General features: G+C 72.4%; 12 protein-coding genes and 1 pseudogene. 9 read left to right on the top strand and 4 right to left on the bottom strand.

Going from position 1 to position 21,056, the window contains the following annotated elements:
* Positions 1-126 precede the first annotated feature (126 nt).
* The gene (locus AB0472_RS45180) at positions 127-2,304 is read right to left on the bottom strand and encodes an MMPL family transporter (RefSeq protein ID WP_366365447.1); all 2,178 of its coding nucleotides are present in this window, start codon (positions 2,302-2,304) and stop codon (positions 127-129) included.
* A gap of 281 nt (positions 2,305-2,585) precedes the next feature.
* Here AB0472_RS45180 and AB0472_RS45175 point away from each other — a divergent pair, with 281 nt between their 5' ends.
* Positions 2,586-3,983, top strand: a complete 1,398-nt coding sequence (locus tag AB0472_RS45175; RefSeq protein WP_366365445.1) for a VOC family protein — start codon at positions 2,586-2,588, stop codon at positions 3,981-3,983.
* A gap of 25 nt (positions 3,984-4,008) precedes the next feature.
* Positions 4,009-5,538, top strand: coding sequence for an aldehyde dehydrogenase family protein (locus AB0472_RS45170; RefSeq protein WP_366365443.1), 1,530 nt, complete (start codon positions 4,009-4,011; stop codon positions 5,536-5,538).
* Between the two features lie 21 nt (positions 5,539-5,559).
* Here AB0472_RS45170 and AB0472_RS45165 read toward each other — a convergent pair whose 3' ends face one another.
* Positions 5,560-6,744: a PP2C family protein-serine/threonine phosphatase gene (locus tag AB0472_RS45165; protein WP_366365441.1), complete on the bottom strand. Its 1,185-nt coding sequence runs from the start codon at positions 6,742-6,744 to the stop codon at positions 5,560-5,562.
* Between the two features lie 345 nt (positions 6,745-7,089).
* On the opposite strand from AB0472_RS45165, the gene AB0472_RS45160 reads away from it, so the two are divergent.
* The 3 genes and pseudogenes from AB0472_RS45160 (at position 7,090) to AB0472_RS45150 (ending at position 10,216) form a co-directional block, all read left to right on the top strand.
* Positions 7,090-7,758 carry a glycoside hydrolase family 11 protein gene (locus AB0472_RS45160; protein ID WP_366365440.1) on the top strand — a complete coding sequence of 223 codons (669 nt, stop codon included), beginning with the start codon at positions 7,090-7,092 and terminating at the stop codon, positions 7,756-7,758.
* Positions 7,758-8,444, top strand: a pseudogene (locus tag AB0472_RS45155) (polysaccharide deacetylase family protein); the annotation flags it as partial. The gene AB0472_RS45160 and the pseudogene AB0472_RS45155, both read left to right, overlap by 1 nt.
* Before the next feature lie 110 nt (positions 8,445-8,554).
* Positions 8,555-10,216, top strand: coding sequence for a hypothetical protein (locus AB0472_RS45150; protein ID WP_366365438.1), 1,662 nt, complete (start codon positions 8,555-8,557; stop codon positions 10,214-10,216).
* Positions 10,217-10,337: 121 nt separating this feature from the next.
* On the opposite strand, the gene AB0472_RS45145 is transcribed toward AB0472_RS45150, so the two are convergent.
* Positions 10,338-12,422, bottom strand: coding sequence for a SpoIIE family protein phosphatase (locus tag AB0472_RS45145; RefSeq protein ID WP_366365436.1), 2,085 nt, complete (start codon positions 12,420-12,422; stop codon positions 10,338-10,340).
* A gap of 214 nt (positions 12,423-12,636) precedes the next feature.
* On the opposite strand from AB0472_RS45145, the gene AB0472_RS45140 reads away from it, so the two are divergent.
* The 3 genes from AB0472_RS45140 (at position 12,637) to AB0472_RS45130 (ending at position 18,511) form a co-directional block, all read left to right on the top strand.
* A complete protein-coding gene (locus tag AB0472_RS45140) occupies positions 12,637-15,105 on the top strand; it encodes a SpoIIE family protein phosphatase (protein ID WP_366365435.1) in 2,469 nt (822 codons plus the stop codon).
* A 237-nt stretch (positions 15,106-15,342) separates the two neighbouring features.
* On the top strand, positions 15,343-16,860 hold the full coding sequence (locus AB0472_RS45135; protein WP_366365449.1) for a hypothetical protein: 1,518 nt from the start codon (positions 15,343-15,345) through the stop codon (positions 16,858-16,860).
* Between the two features lie 43 nt (positions 16,861-16,903).
* Positions 16,904-18,511 (top strand): serine/threonine-protein kinase, encoded by a 1,608-nt coding sequence (locus AB0472_RS45130; RefSeq protein WP_366365433.1) that lies wholly within the window; start codon positions 16,904-16,906, stop codon positions 18,509-18,511.
* A gap of 27 nt (positions 18,512-18,538) precedes the next feature.
* On the opposite strand, the gene AB0472_RS45125 is transcribed toward AB0472_RS45130, so the two are convergent.
* The gene (locus tag AB0472_RS45125; protein ID WP_366365431.1) at positions 18,539-19,483 is read right to left on the bottom strand and encodes a D-2-hydroxyacid dehydrogenase family protein; all 945 of its coding nucleotides are present in this window, start codon (positions 19,481-19,483) and stop codon (positions 18,539-18,541) included.
* A gap of 203 nt (positions 19,484-19,686) precedes the next feature.
* Here AB0472_RS45125 and AB0472_RS45120 point away from each other — a divergent pair, with 203 nt between their 5' ends.
* Entirely contained in the window at positions 19,687-20,931 is a 1,245-nt protein-coding gene (locus tag AB0472_RS45120) for a ThuA domain-containing protein (protein WP_366365429.1), read from the top strand.
* Positions 20,932-21,056 lie beyond the last annotated feature (125 nt).

Below are 21,056 nucleotides of genomic sequence, written 5' to 3'. Positions count from 1 at the left end.
CCACCCCGCCTCCCGCTCGTCCCGGGGGGGTCGGTGGCGTCCCGCGGTGTCCTCTCGCGTGCGCCGCCCCCGCGTCGGCCGGCCGCGACGGCGCCGCGGCCGGCCGACGCACTGGCGGCGGAGCGCCTAGCCGCGGCGCCCCGCCGGAGCGTTGTGGTCCGCACCGGCCGACGGTGTGGCATCGCCGCCGCCCTGGCTCGGGACCGCCGCCGGTTCCGCGCGGTCGGCATGGCCCGGCCACCAGGCCGCGTGGCCGATCAGCGCCGTCAGGCTCGGGGTGAAGAACATCGCCATGACGAAGGCGGCCACCGCGATGCCGAAGGAGACCGCAAAACCCATCTCCGTGAGCAGCGAGTTGCCCGCCAGCATCATCGTGGCGAAGGTCGCCGCCAGGATGAAGCCCGCCGCGGCCACCGTCGGCCCCGCGTGCCGCAGTGCCATGCCGGCCGCCTCGCGCGGCTCCCGCCCCTCACGGGCCTCCTCCCGGAGCCGGGCGATCATGAGGATGTTGTAGTCCGTGCCGATGGCGACCACGAAGAGATACATGATCACCGGCAGCATGAACATCAGACCCGGCTTGTTCTGCGCGTCCTGGAAGATCCAGACCGTGGCGCCGAGCGTCGAGCCGAAGCCGAGCCCGACCGAGGCGATCAGGTACCAGGGCGCGACCACGCTGCGCAGCAGCAGCCCCAGGATCACCATGATCAGCAGAGCGGCGACCGGGAACACCGTGCGGTAGTCGTGGTTGACCGCGGAGTCGATGTCCTTGTAGATCGAGGACATGCCGCCGACCAGCGCCTCGGTCCCCTCGGGAGCGCCGGCGTGCGCGACGTCCCGCACCCGGCCGACGGCGTCTATGGCCTTGTCCGTGGACGCCTCGTACTTGAGGGTGACGGTGAAGTCCGCGGTGGTCCCGGCCTTGTTCACCTGGGCCATCCGGGCGCTCGCGACGCCGTCCACGGCCGCGAGCTTCTGCGCGTACGCGCCGAAGGCGGACGTGTCCAGCGGCTTGCCGTCGGTGCTGGAGAGGTAGACGTCGGTCGGCGCGGCGGCACCGGCCGAGTACGCCTTCTGCATCTGGTCCTGGACGACCATGGACTCCTTGGTCTTGGGCATCGAGCCCGACGCCAGGTCGAACGTGGCGTGAAAGCCCAGCGTGCCCAGCGAGAGCAGCACGAGGACCAGGCCGGAGACCGCCGCGGTCAACCCCGGCCGGCGCTGCACACCACGGCCCAGCGCCGCGAAACGGGCGTTCGACGGCTCCCGCTGCCAGGACTTGGACGGCCAGAACACCTTCGGGCCGATCAGCGAGACCACGGCCGGGATCAGCGTCAGGCCCGCGATCAGCGTGACGGAGACCGCGATGGCCAGCGCGGGACCCATCTGCTTGAGGAAGCCCAGCGTGGAGAGCACCAGCGCGAGGAAGGCGATGATGACCGCGCCGGCCGCCGAGGCGATCGCCTCACCGACCCGGCCGACCGCGTTGACCATGGCCTCCTTGGGTTCGTCACCCGCGCGCAGGCGTTCGCGGTACCGGAACATCAGGAACAGGAAGTAGTCCGTGCCCACGCCGAACAGCACGACGATCAGGATCGACGACACGGAACTGTTGGCCTGCAGGCCGAACAGCTTGGTGGCGTACGCGATCAGCCCGTTGGCGATGGCCGACACCACGCCGATCACCACCAGGGGCAGGAAGGCAAGGATCGGCGCCCGGAAGATGATCAGCAGGGTCACCAGGATGATCACGAAGGTGCCGATGCCGATCAGCGCCTCGCCGCGCTTGGACGAGTCCTGCTGGTCCAGGGCCTGCGCGGCCGAACCGCCAAGCCTGACCTCCAGGTTCGTGCCCTTGGCCAGTTGCTTGACGTCGTCGCGCAACACCTTGGCCGCGTCCGCCTGCGCCGGCTGGCCGGCGTTCTTGCTGTCCATCTGCACCAGGATCAGGTCGTACCTGCCGTCCTTCGACGGCTGGCCGGGGACGACCTTCTGGACCTGGTCGATGTGCTTGCCGCCCAGCTCGGTGGCGAACCGGGCGACGTCCTTCGTGTCCTCGGCGGTGAGCCTGCCGCCGTCGGTGCGCTGGTACAGCGCGATCGCGGACGGGGTGAAGGCGCTGGGGAACGCCTTCGCCTGGAGATCCGCAGCTTTGATGGACTCGTAACTCTTGGGCAGGAAGCTGCTCTCGTCGCTGTTCGAGGGCAGGCTCGGGGCGGTGGCGACGATCGCCACCGCCGCGATCAGCCATGCCACGATCGTCCAGACAGGATGTCGGACGACGGCACTGCCAATTCGTCGGAACATGCGGAAGGTCCTCCTGGGTAGGAAGATCACCGCAGCCCGGGGAGCGGACCCTGGCATCGGCGACCCCGACCGGCACGCATCCGACGAGCCGGCCGCTTGGTTGTCTTGACGCCATATGTTAGGGATCGGCTGTGAAGATCGGTCCACCGGGTTTTTCGTGGCGCGCTTAGCTGCGCATTTCCCGCCGTTCGCGGGCGGCCCCGTCATCTGTACGGCGGCGGTCCGGTCGGCGACCATCGAAGCGGTGATCGCCCAACCGCCGCCGACCGAAGGGCCCGACCATGCCGACGACCGGTCAGTGGCAGCTGCGGGCCGCGTTCGCGGCGCGGCTGTCGGAGATGTACGGGCGGGAGGTCCCCGCCTACACGACGCTGGTGGACGTCTCCCGCGCGGTCAACGAGGACGTGCTCCGCGCCCGCGGAGCCGACGCCGAACGACTCGGTTCCATCAGCAGGGTCACCGCCGAGCGGCACGGCGCCATCCGGGTCGGCACCCCGCGCGAACTACGGCAGGTCGCCCGTGTCTTCGGCGCCCTCGGCATGCACCCCGTCGGCTTCTACGACCTGCGGGAGGCCGCGGCCAGCGCCGTCCCCGTCGTCTCCACCGCCTTCCGCCCGGTCGACGGCGAGGAACTCGCCCGCAACCCCTTCCGGGTCTTCACCTCCCTGCTCACCCCCGCCGACCCCCGTTTCTTCGACGCGGACCTGCGCGCCCGCCTGGAGACCTTCCTCGCCGCCCGCGAGCTCTTCCCGCCGGAGCTGCTCACGCTCGCCGACCGCGCCGCCGCCGACCGCGGACTGCCGGCGGACGATGCCGAGCGCTTCCTGCAACTGGCGGTTCGGGCCTTCGAGTTGTCGGCCGAACCGGTGGACCGCGCCTGGTACCGGACCCTGGAGCGGGTGTCCGCCGTCGCCGCCGACATCGGCGGTGTCCGCAGCACCCACATCAACCACCTCACCCCGCGCGTCCTGGACATCGACGAGCTGTACCGCCGGATGACCGGCCGCGGCATCGAGATGATCGACACCATCCAGGGCCCGCCGGCCTGGAAGGGACCCGACGTCCTGCTCCGCCAGACCTCCTTCCGCGCCCTGGCCGAGCCGCGCGCGATGCGCACCGAGGACGGCAGCGTCGTCGACGGAGCCCTGCGGGTGCGCTTCGGCGAGGTCGAGGCCCGCGGCATCGCCCTGACCCGGGCGGGCCGCGCGCTCTACGACGAACTCCTCGGCCGTGTCGACGAACAGGCCGCCCGGCACCCCGAGGCGGCGCGCGCCGACCTCGCACGCGCCGTGTGGGAGCGCCACCTGCCCGGCAGCGAGGAGGAACTCGCGGCCCGGGGGCTGGCGTACTTCACCTACCGGGTCGCCGACGACCGGCCGCACGACGGGCGCACCCCGCCCACCGGCATCGCCGAACTGGTCCGGCAGGGCTGGGTGCGCGCGGAACCGGTCGTCTACGAGGACTTCCTGCCCCGCTCCGCCGCCGGCATCTTCCAGTCCAACCTCGGCGCCGAGGGCACCCGCGACAACGACCGGCAGGGCACCGCCTACGACGCGGACTGGCTCTCCGGCGCCGTCGGACGTGAAGTCCTCGACCCCTTCGCCCTCTACGAGCAGCAGCAGAACCGCTCCCTCGCCCGGACCGCCCGCACCCTCGGCCTCACCGAGCCCGTCCGCTGACCCCGCACACCCCCGGAGGACCAGGATGACCAGCACCGCCCTGCCCACCACGGACGAGCTGCGCACCCGCGCCCGGGCCTGCCTGCGGAACATCGGCGCCCGTGTGACCGAGGGCGACGACCTCCCGGCCCGCACCCCCGTCACCGGCGAGCACCTCTTCGGCCTGCGGGCGGCCACCGCGACCGACGTCGAAGAGGCCCTCGCCGCCGCCCGTGCCGCCTTCCTGACCTGGCGCACCACGCCCGCCCCGCGCCGCGGCGAGCTGGTCCGCCGCCTCGGCGAGTTGCTGCGCGAGCACAGGAGCGACCTCGCGGACCTCGTCACCGTCGAGGCGGGCAAGATCCGCTCCGAGGCGCTCGGCGAGGTCCAGGAGATGATCGACATCTGCGACTTCGCGGTCGGCCTCTCCCGGCAGCTGTACGGCCGTACGATCGCCTCCGAACGACCCGGCCACCGCCTCGCCGAGACCTGGCACCCGCTCGGCGTGGTCGGCGTCGTCTCCGCCTTCAACTTCCCCGTGGCCGTCTGGTCCTGGAACACCGCCGTCGCCTTGGTCTGCGGCGACACCGTGGTCTGGAAGCCCTCGGAGCTGACCCCGCTGACCGCCCTGGCCTGCCACCACCTGCTCACCCGCGCCGCCGAGGAGACCGGCGCCCCGCGCGACGTGCACCGCCTGCTGCTCGGTGACCGCGCCGTCGGCGAGCGGCTCGTCGACGACCCGCGGGTTGCCCTCGTCAGCGCCACCGGCTCCACCCGGATGGGCCGTGAGGTCGGCCCGCGCGTCGCCGCCCGCTTCGGCCGCAGCCTGCTGGAGCTCGGCGGCAACAACGCCGCGATCGTCGCCCCCTCCGCCGACCTCGACCTCGCCGTCCAGAGCATCGTCTTCGCCGCGGCCGGCACGGCCGGCCAGCGCTGCACCACCCTGCGCCGGCTGATCGTCCACCGCGACGTGGCCGGCACCCTCACCGAGCGCCTGACCACCGTCTACGGCAGGCTCCCGGTCGGCGACCCGTTCGACGCCGCGACCCTGGTCGGCCCGCTCATCACCACGGGCGCCCTCGACCGCATGCAGCAGGCCCTGGCCCGCGTCCAGGCCGACGGCGGCAAGCTCCTGGCCGGCGGGAACCGGCGCCTGGCCGAGGACGCACCCGCGGCGGCCTACACCGAGCCCGTCCTGGTCCGCGTCGAGGAACAGACCGACGTGGTACGTGAGGAGACCTTCGCGCCGATCCTGTACGTCCTCACGTACGACACCCTCGACGAGGCGATCGCCCTCCACAACGACGTCCCGCAGGGCCTGTCCTCCAGCATCTTCACCCGCGACCAGCGGGAGGCCGAGCTCTTCCTCTCCGCCGCCGGCTCCGACTGCGGCATCGCCAACGTCAACATCGGCACCTCCGGAGCCGAGATCGGCGGCGCCTTCGGCGGCGAGAAGGACACCGGCGGCGGCCGGGAGTCCGGCTCCGACGCCTGGAAGGCGTACATGCGCTCCGCCACCAACACGGTCAACTACTCCGGCGAACTCACCCTGGCCCAGGGCGTCAGCTTCCTCTGACCCCGGGGCGGCCGTCCCGTGTCACGACAGCGGTTCCCCGAACTCCCCGGTGACCGTGTCGTCCTGGCCGGGGCGAGCCGTCTCGGCCGTTTCCTCGGGCAGCAGGAAGGCGGTGAGCGCGGCCGTGTCGTCCTGCAACTGGTCGTGGCTGTAGACCAGCAGGTCCTGATGGAGCCGCTCCAGCAGTTCCGGGGGCGGCATCGGACCCCACGAACGCAGCCGCTCCAGCAGCGGGTAGAAGGTGCCGTCGGGATCCCGGGTCTCGGTGACACCGTCCGTGTACAGCAGCAGTTGGTCGCCGGGGCCGAAGGAGTAGGTCTCGACGCGGTAGGGGTCCCCGACGAGCATGCCGAGGTTCAGCGGCGGACCCGGCTGCCCGCGGTCCAGTTCGCTCACCTCGCCCGGGCGGATGAGCAGCGGCGGGGGATGGCCGCAGTTGAGGATGCGCACGATCCTCTCGTTCCCCGGGATCTCCGCGAAGACGGCGGTCACGAACCGCTCGCCCAGTTCGGTCCCGCCCAGCCGGTCCGCCCGGCGGGTCATGCTGATGTCCACCCGTTGCACCAGCGCACGCAGGTCGGGTTCGTCGTGCGCGGCCTCGCGGAACGCGCCCAGCATCGCCGCCGCGGTCTCCACCGCGAGCAGCCCCTTGCCGCGCACGTCCCCGATGAGCAGCCGTACCCCGTACGCGGTCGGGACCGCCTCGAAGAGGTCGCCGCCGATGCGTGCCTCCGCGGCGGCGGACAGGTAGAAGCTCTCGAGGAGCAGGTTCCCGATCCGGTGCGGGACCGGCCTGAGCAGGACCCGTTGGGCGGTCTCGGCCACGAACCGGACGTCGGCCAGGGTGCGTTCCCGACGCATCCGGTGTGCCGCGAGGATCGCGCCCAGGGCGCCCACCAGAGCCGTGCACGCGTAGGCGGCCACATAGTGCCGTTCCCAGACGTAGCCGACCGGGCGTCCCGCACAGCAGGGGGTTCCGGCCAGTAGAAGTTCGAGGCCGATGGCGAAGACCGTGGAGATGGCGACGACGACGGGCGGGTGGGCGAAGGCGGTCACGAGAGGCAGTGCGATCAGGACGAAACTCACCGGCCACTGCACCGGAGTGACCGGTTCGATCAGCAGTACGACGACGAGGTACAGGACCGGTAGCCAGCGCATCCACGCGGGCGGCGCGGGCAGTGGTGGGTTGGGACCGTCGTGCCTCACCCGGGACTCCTGGCATACGAATCTAGACAAGACACCCAGCCTCCCCGGCCCGCAACCGGAACGCCGGTGATTGCTCCACCCAGCGGCATGTTCCGAAACCGACGGCATCATTCGAGCCACGTATCGAAACATTCGAAGATTCGAGGCTCTCGGATGGATCTTCCACCTGTCTCGATTCGGGATCATCGATCTTCGAATGGCTCATCGGGTGATTTACCTGGGGAGATGAGTAACCGGGTGAATCGAAGGTTTCGAAATAATCACCGAAACTGTTGACAGGTGACATGTGCAGACCAACACTCCCCACCAGGCCGCACCCGCACCGGCCACACGAGGAGGCATCCCATGAACCCGCTCGACCACGCCCTGAGCCGCAGGAGCGCCGGCGCCCTGCTGCTGGGCGCCGCCGCCGGGCTGGCCCTGCCCGGCACCGCCCGGGCCGCCACGGTCGTCACCACGAACCAGACCGGCACGAACAACGGCTACTACTACTCGTTCTGGACCGACGCCCAGGGCACGGTCTCCATGACCCTGGGCTCCGGCGGCAACTACGGCGCCAGCTGGAGGAACACCGGCAACTTCGTCTGCGGAAAGGGCTGGAGCACCGGCGCCCGCCGCAACGTGACCTACTCGGGCAGTTTCAGCCCCTCCGGCAACGGCTACCTGTCGCTGTACGGGTGGACCTCGAACCCGCTCGTCGAGTACTACATCGTCGACAACTGGGGCACCTACCGGCCCACCGGAACGTACAAGGGCAGCGTCAGCAGCGACGGCGGCACCTACGACGTCTATCTGACGACGCGGTACAACGCGCCGTCCGTCGAAGGCACCAGGACGTTCAACCAGTACTGGAGCGTCCGCCAGTCCAAGCGGACCGGCGGCACCATCACCACCGGCAACCACTTCGACGCCTGGGCCAGGGCCGGCATGCCGCTGGGCAGCTTCAGCTACTACCAGATCCTCGCGACCGAGGGCTACCAGAGCAGCGGCAGCTCGAACATCACGGTGGCGTGATGAGGGCCGCAGCGGAACACGCGTTACGCCCCCTGGTCGCGACCGCCGCCGCCGTCGCCCTGGCCGCCGCGGGCACCCTCGCCCTCGGAACCGCCCCCGCCCACTCCGCCACCTGCGCCGGTTACGTCGGCCTGACCTTCGACGACGGGCCGTCCACCGCCCACACCCCCGGCCTGCTCAGCGCCCTGAGGGCGAACGGGCTGCGCGCCACCATGTTCAACGAGGGCCAGTACGCGGCCGCCTACCCGGCCCAGGTCAGGGCCCAGACCGCCGCGGGCATGTGGGTCGGCAACCACAGCTACACCCACCCGCACCTCACCCAGGAGACCCAGGCACAGATCGACTCGGAGATCTCCCGCACCCAGTCGGCCGTCGCCGCTGCCGGAGGCGGGACACCGGTCCTGTTCCGGCCGCCGTACGGCGAGACCAACGCCACCGTGCGGGCGGTCGAGGCCAGGTACGGGCTCACCGAGATCATCTGGGACGTCGACTCCCAGGACTGGAACGGCGCGAGCACCGACGCGATCGTGCAGGCCGTCTCCCGGCTCACCGCCGGCCAGATCATCCTCATGCACGAGTGGCCGGCCAACACCCTGGCCGCGGTCCCGCGCATCGCACAGACCCTCGCGGCCAAGGGGCTGTGCCCCGGGCGGATCTCCCCGCAGACCGGCCGCGCGGTCGCACCCTGACAGAACGCCGGCACCAGTGGCGCGGCGGCCCGTCAACCGCCGCGCCACCCTCATGACTTCGGATGAACGGGGACCGCGGGCCCGGCCCGCGTCGATAGGTTCGCACCGTGGACTACTACGACCTGGGCAGTCACGGCCGGCGCGTGACGACTTCGTCCGCCGCCGCACAGACCTGGTTCGACCGCGGACTGAACTGGACCTACGCCTTCAACCACGAGGAAGCCGTCCGCTGCTTCGAGGCGGCCGGCGCGGCGGATCCGGACTGCGCCATGGCCGACTGGGGCGTCGCCTACGCCCTCGGCCCCAACTACAACAAGCCCTGGGAGTCCTTCGACCCGGACGACCTCGCGGACACGGTGCGGCGGACGCACGCCGCCGTGGAACGCGCCCACGCCAAGGCCGCGCACGCGACCCCGGTCGAACGCGCCCTGATCGAGGCGCTGCGCGCCCGCTACCCGCGGTCCGCGGCCCCGGACGCGGCGGCCTGCTCGGTGTGGAACACCGCCTACGCCGACCGCCTGCGCACCGCCTACGAACTGGCGCCCGGCGACCTCGACGTCGCGACCCTCCACGCGGACGCCCTGATGAACCTGACCCCCTGGCAGCTCTGGGACGTCCGCACCGGACGCCCGGCCGACGGGGCCCGCACGGAGGAGGCGAAGGCCGTGCTGGAACAAGCGCTCGGGACCGAGGCCGGCGCCAGGCACCCCGGACTGCTGCACCTCTACATCCACCTGATGGAGATGTCGCCCACGCCCGAGACCGCCCTGCCGGTCGCCGACCGGCTCCGCGACCTCGTGCCCGACGCCGGGCACCTCCGGCACATGCCCTCCCACCTGGAGGTCCTCTGCGGCGACTACCGGCGCGTCGTCTCCGACAACGCCGCGGCCGTCGCCGCCGACGAGAAGTACCTCGCCCGCGCCGGCGCGATGAACTTCTACACCCTCTACCGCTGCCACAACCTGCACTTCGGTGTCTACGGAGCCATGTTCCTGGGCCGCCTGAAGGACGCCCTCGCCACGGCCGAACGGCTCGAAGCGGCCGTACCGGAGGAGCTGCTGCGGGTCCAGAGCCCCCCGATGGCCGACTGGCTGGAGGGCTTTCTGGCGATGCGGGTGCACGTCCTGGTCCGCTTCGGCCGATGGGACGACATCCTGCGCCTGCCGCTGCCCGCGGACCCCCGGCTGTACTGCGTGAGCACCGCGATGCTGCACTACGCACGCGGCGTCGCACACGCGGCCACCGGCCGGACCGCCGAGGCCGGGACGGACCGGGCCCGCTTCCGCGACGCGGTCGCGGCCGTCCCGGAGACCCGCATGCTGTTCAACAACACCTGCGTCGACATCCTGGCGATCGCCTCCGCCCTGCTCGACGGCGAACTCGCCTACCGGGAGGGCGACTTCGACACGGCCTTCGCCGAGCTGCGCCGGGCGGTCGAGCTGGACGACAGCCTTCCCTACGACGAGCCGTGGGGCTGGATGCAGCCCACCCGGCACGCCTACGGGGCGCTGCTCCTCGAACGCGGCCGGATCGCCGAGGCCGAGGCGGTCTACCGGGCCGACCTCGGCCTGGACGCCACCCTGCCCCGGCCCCTGCAGCACCCGGGCAATGTCTGGGCGCTGCACGGTCTGCACGAGTGCCTGCGGCGGCTCGGCCGGGAGGGCGAGGCGGGCATCGTGGCGCAGCAGCTGAAGCTCGCGGCGGCCACCGCGGATGTGCCGATCACGGCGTCGTGCTTCTGCCGGACGGAGTGCTGCAGCTCGCCGTAGGCGGTGCGCCGGCCCGTCGGACGGCCGCGGCGCCGCGGAGGCCGGTCGCGCGGTTCCTTCCCCAGCCCTCGGCCGGGGGCACCCCCAGCGCCCCTGATGGGGCGCCGTCCTTCGGGCGCGTTCACAGCGCCCGGGCCACCAGGAGGGCCACGTCGTCGTGGTCGTCCGGGTGGCGGAGGCCGTGCAGGAGGAGGTCGCAGGTCTCCTCCAGGGGGCGGTGGGGCTCGTCGAGGAAGCCGAGGAGGACCTCGAGGCGGTCGTCGATGGGGTGGCGGCGGGTCTCGACCAGGCCGTCGGTGTACAGGACCAGCAGGTCACCCGGATCGAGCGCGACGGTCGTGGTCCCGAAGGGGATGCCGCCGACGCCGAGCGGGGCGGCCGACGGCAGCTCCAGGAGGGCCGGCGGGTGGTCGACGTGCACCAGCGCGGGCGGCATGTGGCCCGCGTTGGCCATCTCGCAGCTCCTGGTGTGCGGGTCGTACACCGCGTACAGGCAGGTGACGATGTAGTGCTCCAGGTCGCAGGTGATCCGGTCGAGGTGCCGGAGCACCGCGTCCGGGGGCAGCTCCAGGTCCGCGTAGGCGCAGGTGGCGGTCCGCAGCCGGCCCATGGTGGCGGCCGCGTCGATGCCGTTGCCCATCACGTCGCCGACGACCAGCGCGGTCCTGTCCTGCGACAGCGGGATCACGTCGTACCAGTCGCCGCCCACCTCGCTCGTCGCCTGCGCCGGCTCGTACCGGGAGGCCAGCTCCAGGCCGGTGTGCACGGGCGGGTGGTCGGGCAGCAGACTGCGCTGGAGGGTGAGGGCGGTGTTGCGCACGCTCTGGAACCAGCGGGCGTTGTCGATGGCCACGGCCGCGCGGCCGGCCAGTTCGGTGGCGAGGACGACGTCGTCCTCGTCGAAGGGGAGCGGATTGCGGGTCCGCTTGAGGTCGAGGGCGCCGAGCACCTCGCCGTGCGCGATCAGCGGCACCGCCAGATACGAGTGCACGCCCGCCTCCTCCAGCAGGGCCCCGGCCTCCGCACTGCGGGCGATGCGCGGCAGGTCCTGCTTGCCGACCCGCGGGACCAGCACCGGGCGGGCGGTGTGCACGCACAGCGTGACCAGCCGGTCGCCGTCGTAGGAGGCGAGGTCACCGGGGGTGTCGGCGGCCCGCAGGGCGGCCGTGGGATGGGCGGCCTTGAGGGCGAGGGCCCGGAACAGCTCCGGGCCGTTGTCGGGGCGGCGCGCGCGGCGCAGGGCCAGCGCCGCGTCCAGCACGTCCACCGCGACCACGTCCGCGAGCACCGGGGTCGCGATCTCGGCCAGCTCGCGCGCCGTACGGTCCACCTCCAGCGAGGTGCCCACCCGTGCCGAGGCGTCGGCGATCAGGGCGAGGCGGCGCCGGGCCCGGTCGGCCTCGGCGGCGGCGCGGTGCCGTTCCGTCACGTCGACCACCGAGGTCGCGGCGCCCAGGACCCGGCCACCGGGGTCCTCGAGCCGGTAGAACGACAGCGACCAGGCGTGCTCGTGCTCCGGGTCGGCCGGCGTACGGCCCACGTGGTACTGGTCGAGCAGCGGCGTGCCTGTGGTGAGCACCTGGCGCAGCGCCGACTCGACGGTGTCGATGTCGGGCAGCGGCAGCGTCTCCCGCAGATGGCGGCCGATGTGCTCCTCGGCGGGGACGCCGTCGATCCGCTCCAGCGCCGGGTTCACCAGGAGATAGCGCAGATCGGGGTCGAGCAGGGCCAGGCCGATCGGGGACTGGTTGATCAGCCGCTCGCACAGTGCCAGGTCGGTCTCCAGCCGCTGGAGCAGGTTGTGGTCGGCGACGATGCCGAGGGCGTAGGTGTCGCCCAGGTCGTCGAGGAGCCGCATGGTGCGGAACTCCATCAGCCGGCTGCTGCCGTCCTTGTGCCGGACCGGGAAGGCGCCGGCCCAGCTGTGCCCGGTCTCCAGCACGTCCGTGAAGACCTTCACCGCCGCCTTCAGATGCTCCGGCTGAACGAGCAGCCGCGCCGCGTTCCTGCGCAGGGCCTCCTCGGACGTGTAGCCGAACAACTCCTCGGCCTGCGGGGTCCAGAACACGATCCGGCCCTGCGTGTCCAGCGCCACTGCGGCCACGCTCAGCACGTCCAGCAGGCCGGTCGGACGCGGTCCGCCCGAGCCGTACTCCTCACCGCCGGAGCCGTCGGCGTCACCGGCCCGCAGGGAACCCACAGCCATCCCTCAACCACCTCCACCGGCCGCCGGGCCGATGCCGCTGCCACGGCTCTTCCATGCTGCCCCCGGTGTGCGGCCCGGCCCAACTCCAGACCGGGTACCCCGCCCCGTGCCCGGCCTCACGCACCGTGCCGAGGCTCCCGGCCCGGTCCCTGCCAGGTGCGGTGCGCAATGGGTGGACAAGCAGGAACATGGGGGTACGTACAGGATGTAGCCAATGGATTCTCCGCGAGAAGATTTCGACGTGCCGAACACCGTGGGGCCGCACGGCTTCCTGGACGCCTCCAGCGACGCTGCGGCGGTGCTGTCGGCAAAGGGCGACGTGATCGGCTGGACCCGTGGCGCCGAGGCCCTGCTCGGCCGACCGGCCGCCGCGGTGCTGGGCAGCCCCGCCGCGCGGCTGCTCGCCATGCGCGTCGACCCGGCCCGGGCGGCCGGAGTCGCCGAGCGCTGCCGCTCCGGCATGGGGTGGAGCGGCCTCGTCCCGCTGCGGCACCTCGACGGCCGCGCCGTCGTCGTCGACCTGAGAGTCTCCGCGGCCTTCCGGATCGGTGGCGCCGAGTGCTTCCTGGTCTCGGCGCGCGAGCAGCGCCCGCAGTGGACGGTGGGCCAGTCCGTCCTCGACGGCTTCCTCACCCGGTCACCGATCGGCATGGCCGTGATGGACCTGGAGCTGCGGTACGTCTGGCTGAACGACACCCTGGAGCAGTTCGGCGGGGTCCCCCGCGAGCAGCGCCTGGGCCGCCGGCTGAGCGAACTGCTGCCCGGTCTGCAGGGGAGCACCATCGAAGGCCTGATGCGCAAGGTGCTGACGACCCGGGTGCCGGTCACCGACTACGAGTACCTCGGCTGGAGCTGGTCGGATCCGCACCGGCAGCGCGCCTACTCGACGTCGTTCTTTCCGCTCGTCGACCCCGAGGACACGGTGACCGGCGTGTGCTACCTGGTCTCGGACGTCACCGAACGCTGGAACGCCCGCCAGCTGCTGTCGATGGTGAACGAGGCGGGCACCCGCATCGGCACCACCCTCGACGTGCTGCGCACCGCCCAGGAACTCGCCGACTTCGCCGTCCCGCGCTTCGCCGACTTCGTCATCGTCGACCTCCTGGAGCCCGTCCTGAGCAACGAGGGACACGGCACCTGGCTGCCCGACGCCGGACCGGCCCCCGCCCGGGCGGTGATGCGGCGCGCCGCGCTGCGGACGGTCCGCGAGGGCAGCCCCGAGGCCGTGGCGCGGATCGGCGACCCCGTCGACTTCCTGCCCCCGCCGCACGGCGTCGACCTGCTCATCAGCGGCGAGCCGGTCCTCATCCCCGAACTCGACCCGGACGACCGCCTGTGGGCCGCCGAGCAGCCCACGCGGACCGACCGCATCCGGGAGTTCGGACTGCACACCCTGATCTCGGTCCCGATGCGGGCACGCAACACCGTCCTGGGCCTCACCACGTTCGCCCGCTCCCTCAACCCGCTCTCCTTCGGGCCCGACGACGTCCTGCTCGCGCAGGAACTGGTCGCGCGCGCCGCCGTCTGCGTCGACAACGCCCGCCGCTACACGAGGGAGCACACGGCGGCCGTCACCCTCCAGCGCAGCCTGCTGCCCCAGGCGCTGACCGGCGGCACGGCCCTGGAGGTGGCCTCCTCCTACCTGCCGGCCGACGCGACGGACGGCGTCGGCGGCGACTGGTTCGACGTGATCCCGCTGTCCGGTGCCCGGGTCGGGCTGGTCGTCGGCGACGTGGTCGGGCACGGCCTCACCGCGGCGGCGAGCATGGGCCGGCTGCGTACCGCCGTACAGACCCTCGCCGACATGGACATGCCCCCCGATGAGCTCCTCGCCCACCTCGACGACCTCGTGCTGCGACTGGGGGAGGAGGAGGGCACGGGCGCGGTGGCGGAGGGCAGCTCGGACACGTTCGTGGGGGCGACCTGCCTGTACGCGGTCTACGACCCGGTGACCCGGCGGTGCGCGATGGCCCGTGCCGGGCACCCGCCGCCGGTCGTCGTCTCACCCGAGGGCCACGCCCACTTTCCCGAGATCCCCGCCGGGCCGCCGCTCGGGCTCGGCGGCATGGCTTTCGAGGCCACCGAGATCGAGCTCGCCGAGGGCAGCCTGTTCGGCCTCTACACCGACGGCCTGATCGAAGGCGCCGACCAGGACGTCGAACTGGGCATGGCCCGCCTCCGCGGTGCGCTGGCCAGCCCCGGCGCCGACCTGGAGACGCTGTGCACGTCGGCCGTGCAGCAACTGGTCACCGTTCCCCAGCCCGACGACATCGCCCTGCTGCTGGCCCGCACCCATGCCCTGGGCGCCGGCCACGTCGTCTCCTGGGACGTGCCCGTCGACCCGGCGGCCGTCGCCGACGTCCGTGCCGAGGCGGTGCGCCAGGTGGTCGCCTGGGGGTATGACGAACTGGCGACGACCACCGAACTCATCGTCAGCGAGCTGGTCACCAACGCCATCCGCTACGCCGAACCCCCCATCAGGCTGCGGCTGTTGCGCGACGCCCGGCTGACCTGCGAGGTCGCCGACGCCAGCAGCACCGCACCCCGGCTGCGGCACGCCCGCAGCACCGACGAGGGCGGCCGTGGCCTCTTCCTGGTGGCCCAGCTCGCCCACCGCTGGGGCGCCCGCTACACCGGGGAAGGCAAGATCATCTGGGCCGAGCAGGAGATTCCCGGAGCGTGACCGGTCCGGCACCGACCGTCCTGGTGCCCCTGTCACATTCGCACGTATGGCCGTACGCTATCAATTCCGAAGGATTCGGCAGCAATTGGGGGAGCCGCCATGTCCGGGGACGCGTACGGCCCGCAGCAGGAACCAGCACACCAGGGACCGCCGGCTTACGGCCCGCCCTACCAGGAGTTTCCCGGACAGCCCGCTCCGGGCCCGGGGTTCCCGGCTCCGGGCACCTTCGTGCCGCCCATGCCGTCGGCCCCGCCGCCCGCCCCGCCGGACGCCCTGCGCGCCACCGCCGTCGCCCTGCTCAACCTCAGCGGTCTCGGCCTCGGCTACCTGCTGCTGCGAAGACGGATCCCGCTGGCGGCGTGTCTGGCCGCCACCGCCGTGCTGCTGCTCGTGGCCCTGCCCGCGGACGCCGACGGCGTGCCCGCAGCCGCGCCGGTCCTCTACGCCGTTGTCCTCCTGGCGGCCGCCGTCCACGGCTGGTTCGCCGGCCTGCGCACCCGCCTGGCGTGGCCGGGACGGCGGCCCCTCGCGCTCGTGCTGGGCGTCGCCCTGCTCGCGGTCCCGGTGGGCGGCGCGCTCTGGTACGACAGCGCACGGCACGAAGCCGTCGAACGCGCCCTCCTCGGCCGCCTCGACCGCGCCGACCGGCAGGTCGACGCGGCCGCCGGACAGGACTTCACCACCGCCAGGTCCGGCTACCGGGAGGCCCTGGCCGTCTACCGCGACATCGCCGTCCACCACTCCGGCTCCCGCGCCGCCGCGCAGGTTCCCGACCGGCTGAAGACCTACTACACGACGGTCGCGGCGGCCTACAGCCACGGCGACTACTGCGCGGCCCTCGCCCCGCTCGCCTACCTGCGGACGGTGCCCGACTCCATGCCGAAGGACCAGCTCGGCACCCTCGCCCGCTGGCCCGACGACCGGCTGGCCACCTCGCTGTACGAGTGCGGGGCGAAGGGCCTCGCCGACGGCGGGACCGACTGGGTCACACACTTCGGCGACCTGCTGCGCACCTTCCCCGGCTCCGCCCAGGCCGCCAAGGTCGTACCCGCCGTGGACGGCGCCGAGAAGAAGGCGGCGAAGGCGGTCTCGGGGAAGGACCCGTGCGGCGCCGTCGAGCAACTGGGCACGCTCAGCACGCAGATCGTCCAGCTGTCGAACGGGTCGAGCGCCCAGGCCGACGGACTGACCCAGGTCGCCGGCCGGGCCGACCGCAGCGGCGACGCGGGGGAGTACCGGTGCGGCGTCAAGCAGTACCAGGACGGTGACTACGCGCAGGCCCGGCAGACCATGGAGAAGTTCGTCACCGACAACCCGCACGACCGGAACCGCGACCGCGCCCGCCGGATCGCCATCGGCGCCGAGGTCGCCCAGACCCTCCCGGCCGCCGGCAAGAAGCTGCCCACCACCGCCTCCGGCGGCGGCATCTCCGTCACCGTCAAGAACGACAGCCCCGACGACATCACCGTCCTGTACACCGGCCCGGTCACCGGCAGCTTCACCCTGAAGGCGTGCGGGAGTTGCAAGGCGTACTCGTTCGCCAGCCCGCTCATCAGCGGCTGGGAGCCGTGCAGCGACAGCGGCAGGAACTACCCGCACCGCACGATCAGCCTCCCACCCGGTACCACGTACTTCGTGCACAAGCCGAAGAACGACAGCACGGCCACCCCGGGCTCCGACACCGCCAAGCTGCGCTACGGGTACGTCTACACGGAGTGCGCGTACACGACGCAGACGCTGGGGTCCACCTACTGAGCGGGGTCAGAGGCTGTCGGACCGCCCAACTAAGCTCCCGCGCATGAACGACGTGGGCAGCAACGACCCCGCGAGACGGGTCGTCGACGGGCGGTTCGAGCTGGTGGCACGGCTCGGTGGCGGCGGCATGGGCACGGTGTGGCGGGCGACCGACCTGGTGCTGCGGCGCAGCGTGGCCGTGAAGGAGGTACGACCGGCCGACCCCGGGCTCGCCGAGTGGGACCCGGAGGCCGCGCGGCTGCTGCGCGAGCGGGTGCTGCGGGAGGCCCGCGCGCTGGCCCGGGTCGACCACCCGGGCGTGGTGACGATCCATCACATCGTCGACGGCGGCCCGGGGACCTACCCGTGGATCGTCATGGAACTCGTGACCGGCGGCTCGCTGGCCGACCGTCTCGCGGCCGGCCCGATGAACCCGGTCGAGGCCGCCCGCATCGGCCGCGAGGTGCTGGCCGCGCTCCGCGCCGCGCACGAGGCGGGCATCGAACACCGGGACGTGAAGCCGGCCAACGTCCTGCTGCGCCCCGACGGGCGCCCCGTGCTCACCGACTTCGGCATCGCCGCCGTCCGCGAGTCGACCGCCCTCACCGCCACCGGGTCGGTCATCGGCACCCCCGACTACATGGCGCCGGAACGTGTCTCCGGCAAGGACGGCGGGCCGGCCGCGGACCTGTGGTCGCTCGCGATGATGCTCTACGTCGCCGTCGAGGGCCACCATCCGCTGCGCCGCGGCACCACCCTCGCCACGCTCGCCGCGGTCCTCGCCGAGGACGTCCCGACACCGGTCCGGGCCGGGTCCCTCACCGACGTCCTCACCCGCGTCCTGGTCCGCGACCCCGCGGCCCGCCCCGACGCCGCCGCACTGGAGCGGATGCTGGCCCGCGCCGCCCGGCAGACCGAACCCCCCACGTCCTTCCCGCTGCAGCGCCCGGCCGCGCCACCACAGGACGCCGGGCCGCCGGACGTGCGGCCGCGGACCACGGCGCCCGTGTCCCCCGGAGGTGCCCCGCGCCGCCGCCGGATCCTGCTCGTCCTGCCCGTGGCGGCGGTGGCCGTGGCCGGCGCGCTCGCGTGGACGCTGCTGCAGGACTCGGGCAGCCGCGCCTCCGGGGCCACCGGCTCCGGCCGGACGCACGCCACGGCCTCCTCCCCGGCCGGGAGCACCGCCGCGCCGACGGCCGCGCGGCAGAGCGCCGGCACCGACCTGCTGACGCCGCAGGGCATCCGCACCGCCCTCGCGGCCTTCGAGAAGCAGACCGGCCGGGACCGCTTCGGCAAGCTCACGGTGTACCCGGACTACGTCATCGCCGACCTGATGGTGAAGGGCAGCGGCACCGCGTACGACCAGTACACCTACCGCCCCGGCCAGGGCGTGCAGAAGGACATCGTCGCGGGCAGCCTGACCGGCGAGGGGACGCCCGTCCGCCTCGACGGCTTCGCCTGGGACAAGGTCCCCGCGCTGCTGGCCCAGGCCCGCAAGCAGCTCAAGGTGCCCGATCCGACCAGCCGATACCTGGTCCTCGTCCTGCCGGGCAACGCCTTCGGCGACCCCACCGGGATGTCGGTCTACCTCGGCAACAAGTACGGCCAGACCGGATACTTCCAGACGGACAGCGAGGGCAAGGCCGTCAAGGTGATGCCCTACGACGGCTGACCGGCCCCGTGCCCGAACGCGGTGCGCTCATCCGGTCAGCGTCCGCACCGGCGTCCCGGCCCGCCATGCCTCGATGTCCTCGACCGCGTCCCGGTAGAACACCTCGTACAGATCCCGGCTGACATAGCCGATGTGGGGGGTCACCACGGCGTTCGGAAGGGTACGCAGCGGGTGGCCGGCCGGCAGCGGCTCGCGGTCGAAGACGTCCAGCGCCGCGGAGGCGATGCCTCCCCCGGTCAGCGCTCCGATCAGCGCCGCCTCGTCCACCACGGGCCCGCGGGAGGTGTTCACCAGGATCGCCGTCGGCTTCATGAGGCCCAGCTCGCGGGCCCCGACCAGACCCCGGGTGCGCTCGCTGAGCACGACATGGATGCTCAGCACGTCGGAACGCTCGAACAGCTCGTCCCGTGCCACGCAGGTCACCCCTTTCGCCTGCGCGTCCGCCGGCGTCAGGTGCCGGCTCCAGGCGATGCACCGCATGCCGAAGGCACGCCCCACCTCCGTCACCGCGGTCCCCAGCCGGCCGAGGCCCAGCACCCCCAGCGTGGCGCCCCGCAGACTCGTCCCCAGCCCCTGCTGCCAGCCGCCCCGCCGCACCGAATCCACCTGCTGCGGGATCAGCCGCGCCGCCGACAGGATGAGGCCCCAGGTGAGTTCGGCCGTCGGGTGCGAGAAGTAGCCGGTGCCGCAGACCGTGACGCCCAGCCGGCGGGCGGCGTCCACGTCGATCGCCGCGTTGACGGGCCCGGTGGTGACCAGCAGCTTCAGACGGGGCAGCCGCTCCAGCGCCGACGCGGGGAACGGAGTCCGCTCGCGCATGGCCACGACCACCTCGTAGCCGGCGAGCGCGGCCACGGCTTCGTCCTCGCCGCCGAAGGCGTCGGAGAAGACGTGCACGTCGGCGCCGAGCGAGTCCCAGTCCGCCAGGCTCAGCGCCACGCCCTGATAGTCGTCCAGGATCGCGATCCGCATGCGCATTCCTCTCGCTCTCGGCCCCCGATCCTCAGGGTGTCACCCGGGCAGCCCGGGAGGCATCACGAGCGGTGCGCGTCCCGCGGGTCACCGAACCCGAGTGCCGGGTTGGTCTGCACCATTGACATGTACGCGCACCGAGGCCTTCAATGCGGCACAACCGCATATGTATCCGACGGTCACGTATGAGGAAGGCGCCCCGCATGAGCACCCCCCATCCGCACCTCGCCTGGCCCCGCACCCTGTTGAGATTGTTCGCCCTGGTCGCCGTCGTGCTCGGCATCCAGGCCGGTCCCGCCCACGACGCCCACGCCGCCGGGACCGTCAATGTGATCGCGTTCTACGACGGCACGTACGACGCGGCGCACATCAGCTTCGACCACGAGGCCAACAGCTGGTTCCCGCAGGCCGGCGCGCAGAACGGCTTCACCTACACCGCGACCACGGACTGGAGCCGGCTCAACGCCTCGACCCTGGCCGGCTACCAGGTCGTCATGTTCCTCGACGACTATCCCCACACCGCGTCCCAGCAGACCGCCTTCCAGAACTACGTGGCGGGCGGCGGCGGGTTCATCGGCTTCCACGTCTCGGCGTACAACGACGACACCAGTGACTGGCCCTGGTACCACAACACCTTCCTCGGCACCGGCACGTTCAGGAGCAACTCCTGGGGACCCACCCAGGAGACCCTGCAGATCGACGACCCCTCGCACCCGGCGACCGCGAACCTGCCGTCCACCATCACGTCCTCGGTGAGCGAGTGGTACAGCTGGCAGAACGACCTGCGGCAGAACCCGGCCATCGACATCCTCGCCTCGATGGCCCCGTCCACGTTCCCGGTCGGTACCGACCCCAACCAGACCTGGTACAGCGGCTATTACCCGATCGTCTGGTCCAACCGCAACTACAAGATGGTCTACAACAACTTCGGCCACAACGCGATGGACTACTCGACCAACACCACGCTGTCCTCGACGTTCGCGAGCGCCCAGCAGAACCAGCTCCTGCTCCAGGAGATCAAGTGGGCGGCCGGCCAGTCCGGTCCGGTCACCCCGCCCACGAGCACCACGGGCCCGATCCACGGGTACGGCGGCAAGTGCGTGGACGTCGCCGGCGCGGCCAGCGCCAACGGCACCGCCGTACAGCTCTACGACTGCAACGGCACCACGGCCCAGAACTGGACGGTCGGCAGCTCCGGAACCCTCGGCGCCCTCGGCAAGTGCATGGACGTGACCGGCGCCGGAACCGCCGACGGCACCCAGGTGCAGCTCTACGACTGCAACGGCACCGGCTCACAGGTCTGGCGGGCGGGTTCGAACGGCTCCCTCGTCAACCCGCAGTCGGGCAAGTGCCTCGACGCCACCGGCCCGAGCTCGGCCAACGGCACCCGGCTCCAGATCTGGTCCTGCTCGGGATCCGCCAACCAGAACTGGACCCTCCCGTCCTGACACACCCCGCACCCGGGTGGGACGCGGCCCCCGGGGCCCCCCCCGGGGCCCGGGCCCCCGGGGGGGGGGGGCCCGGCCCCCCCGGGCGGGCCGGGCGGGGGGGGGGGGGGGGGCCGGGGGGCCCG

Origin of the sequence: Streptomyces sp. NPDC086777 (assembly GCF_040702065.1) — a bacterium.
Taxonomy (GTDB): domain Bacteria; phylum Actinomycetota; class Actinomycetes; order Streptomycetales; family Streptomycetaceae; genus Streptomyces.
The sequence above is the reverse complement of the archived record's forward strand: the minus strand, read 5'-3'. Positions and strand labels throughout refer to the sequence as shown.

Excerpts from the sequence above, each read along its gene's own strand:
- AB0472_RS45130 (WP_366365433.1), top strand. The coding sequence starts at position 16,904 with ATGAACGACGTGGGCAGCAACGACCCCGCGAGACGGGTCGTCGACGGG.
- AB0472_RS45125 (WP_366365431.1), bottom strand. The coding sequence starts at position 19,483 with ATGCGGATCGCGATCCTGGACGACTATCAGGGCGTGGCGCTGAGCCTG.
- AB0472_RS45175 (WP_366365445.1), top strand. The coding sequence starts at position 2,586 with ATGCCGACGACCGGTCAGTGGCAGCTGCGGGCCGCGTTCGCGGCGCGG.
- AB0472_RS45170 (WP_366365443.1), top strand. The coding sequence starts at position 4,009 with ATGACCAGCACCGCCCTGCCCACCACGGACGAGCTGCGCACCCGCGCC.
- AB0472_RS45180 (WP_366365447.1), bottom strand. The coding sequence starts at position 2,304 with ATGTTCCGACGAATTGGCAGTGCCGTCGTCCGACATCCTGTCTGGACG.
- AB0472_RS45120 (WP_366365429.1), top strand. The coding sequence starts at position 19,687 with ATGAGCACCCCCCATCCGCACCTCGCCTGGCCCCGCACCCTGTTGAGA.
- AB0472_RS45160 (WP_366365440.1), top strand. The coding sequence starts at position 7,090 with ATGAACCCGCTCGACCACGCCCTGAGCCGCAGGAGCGCCGGCGCCCTG.
- AB0472_RS45140 (WP_366365435.1), top strand. The coding sequence starts at position 12,637 with ATGGATTCTCCGCGAGAAGATTTCGACGTGCCGAACACCGTGGGGCCG.
- AB0472_RS45135 (WP_366365449.1), top strand. The coding sequence starts at position 15,343 with ATGCCGTCGGCCCCGCCGCCCGCCCCGCCGGACGCCCTGCGCGCCACC.
- AB0472_RS45145 (WP_366365436.1), bottom strand. The coding sequence starts at position 12,422 with ATGGCTGTGGGTTCCCTGCGGGCCGGTGACGCCGACGGCTCCGGCGGT.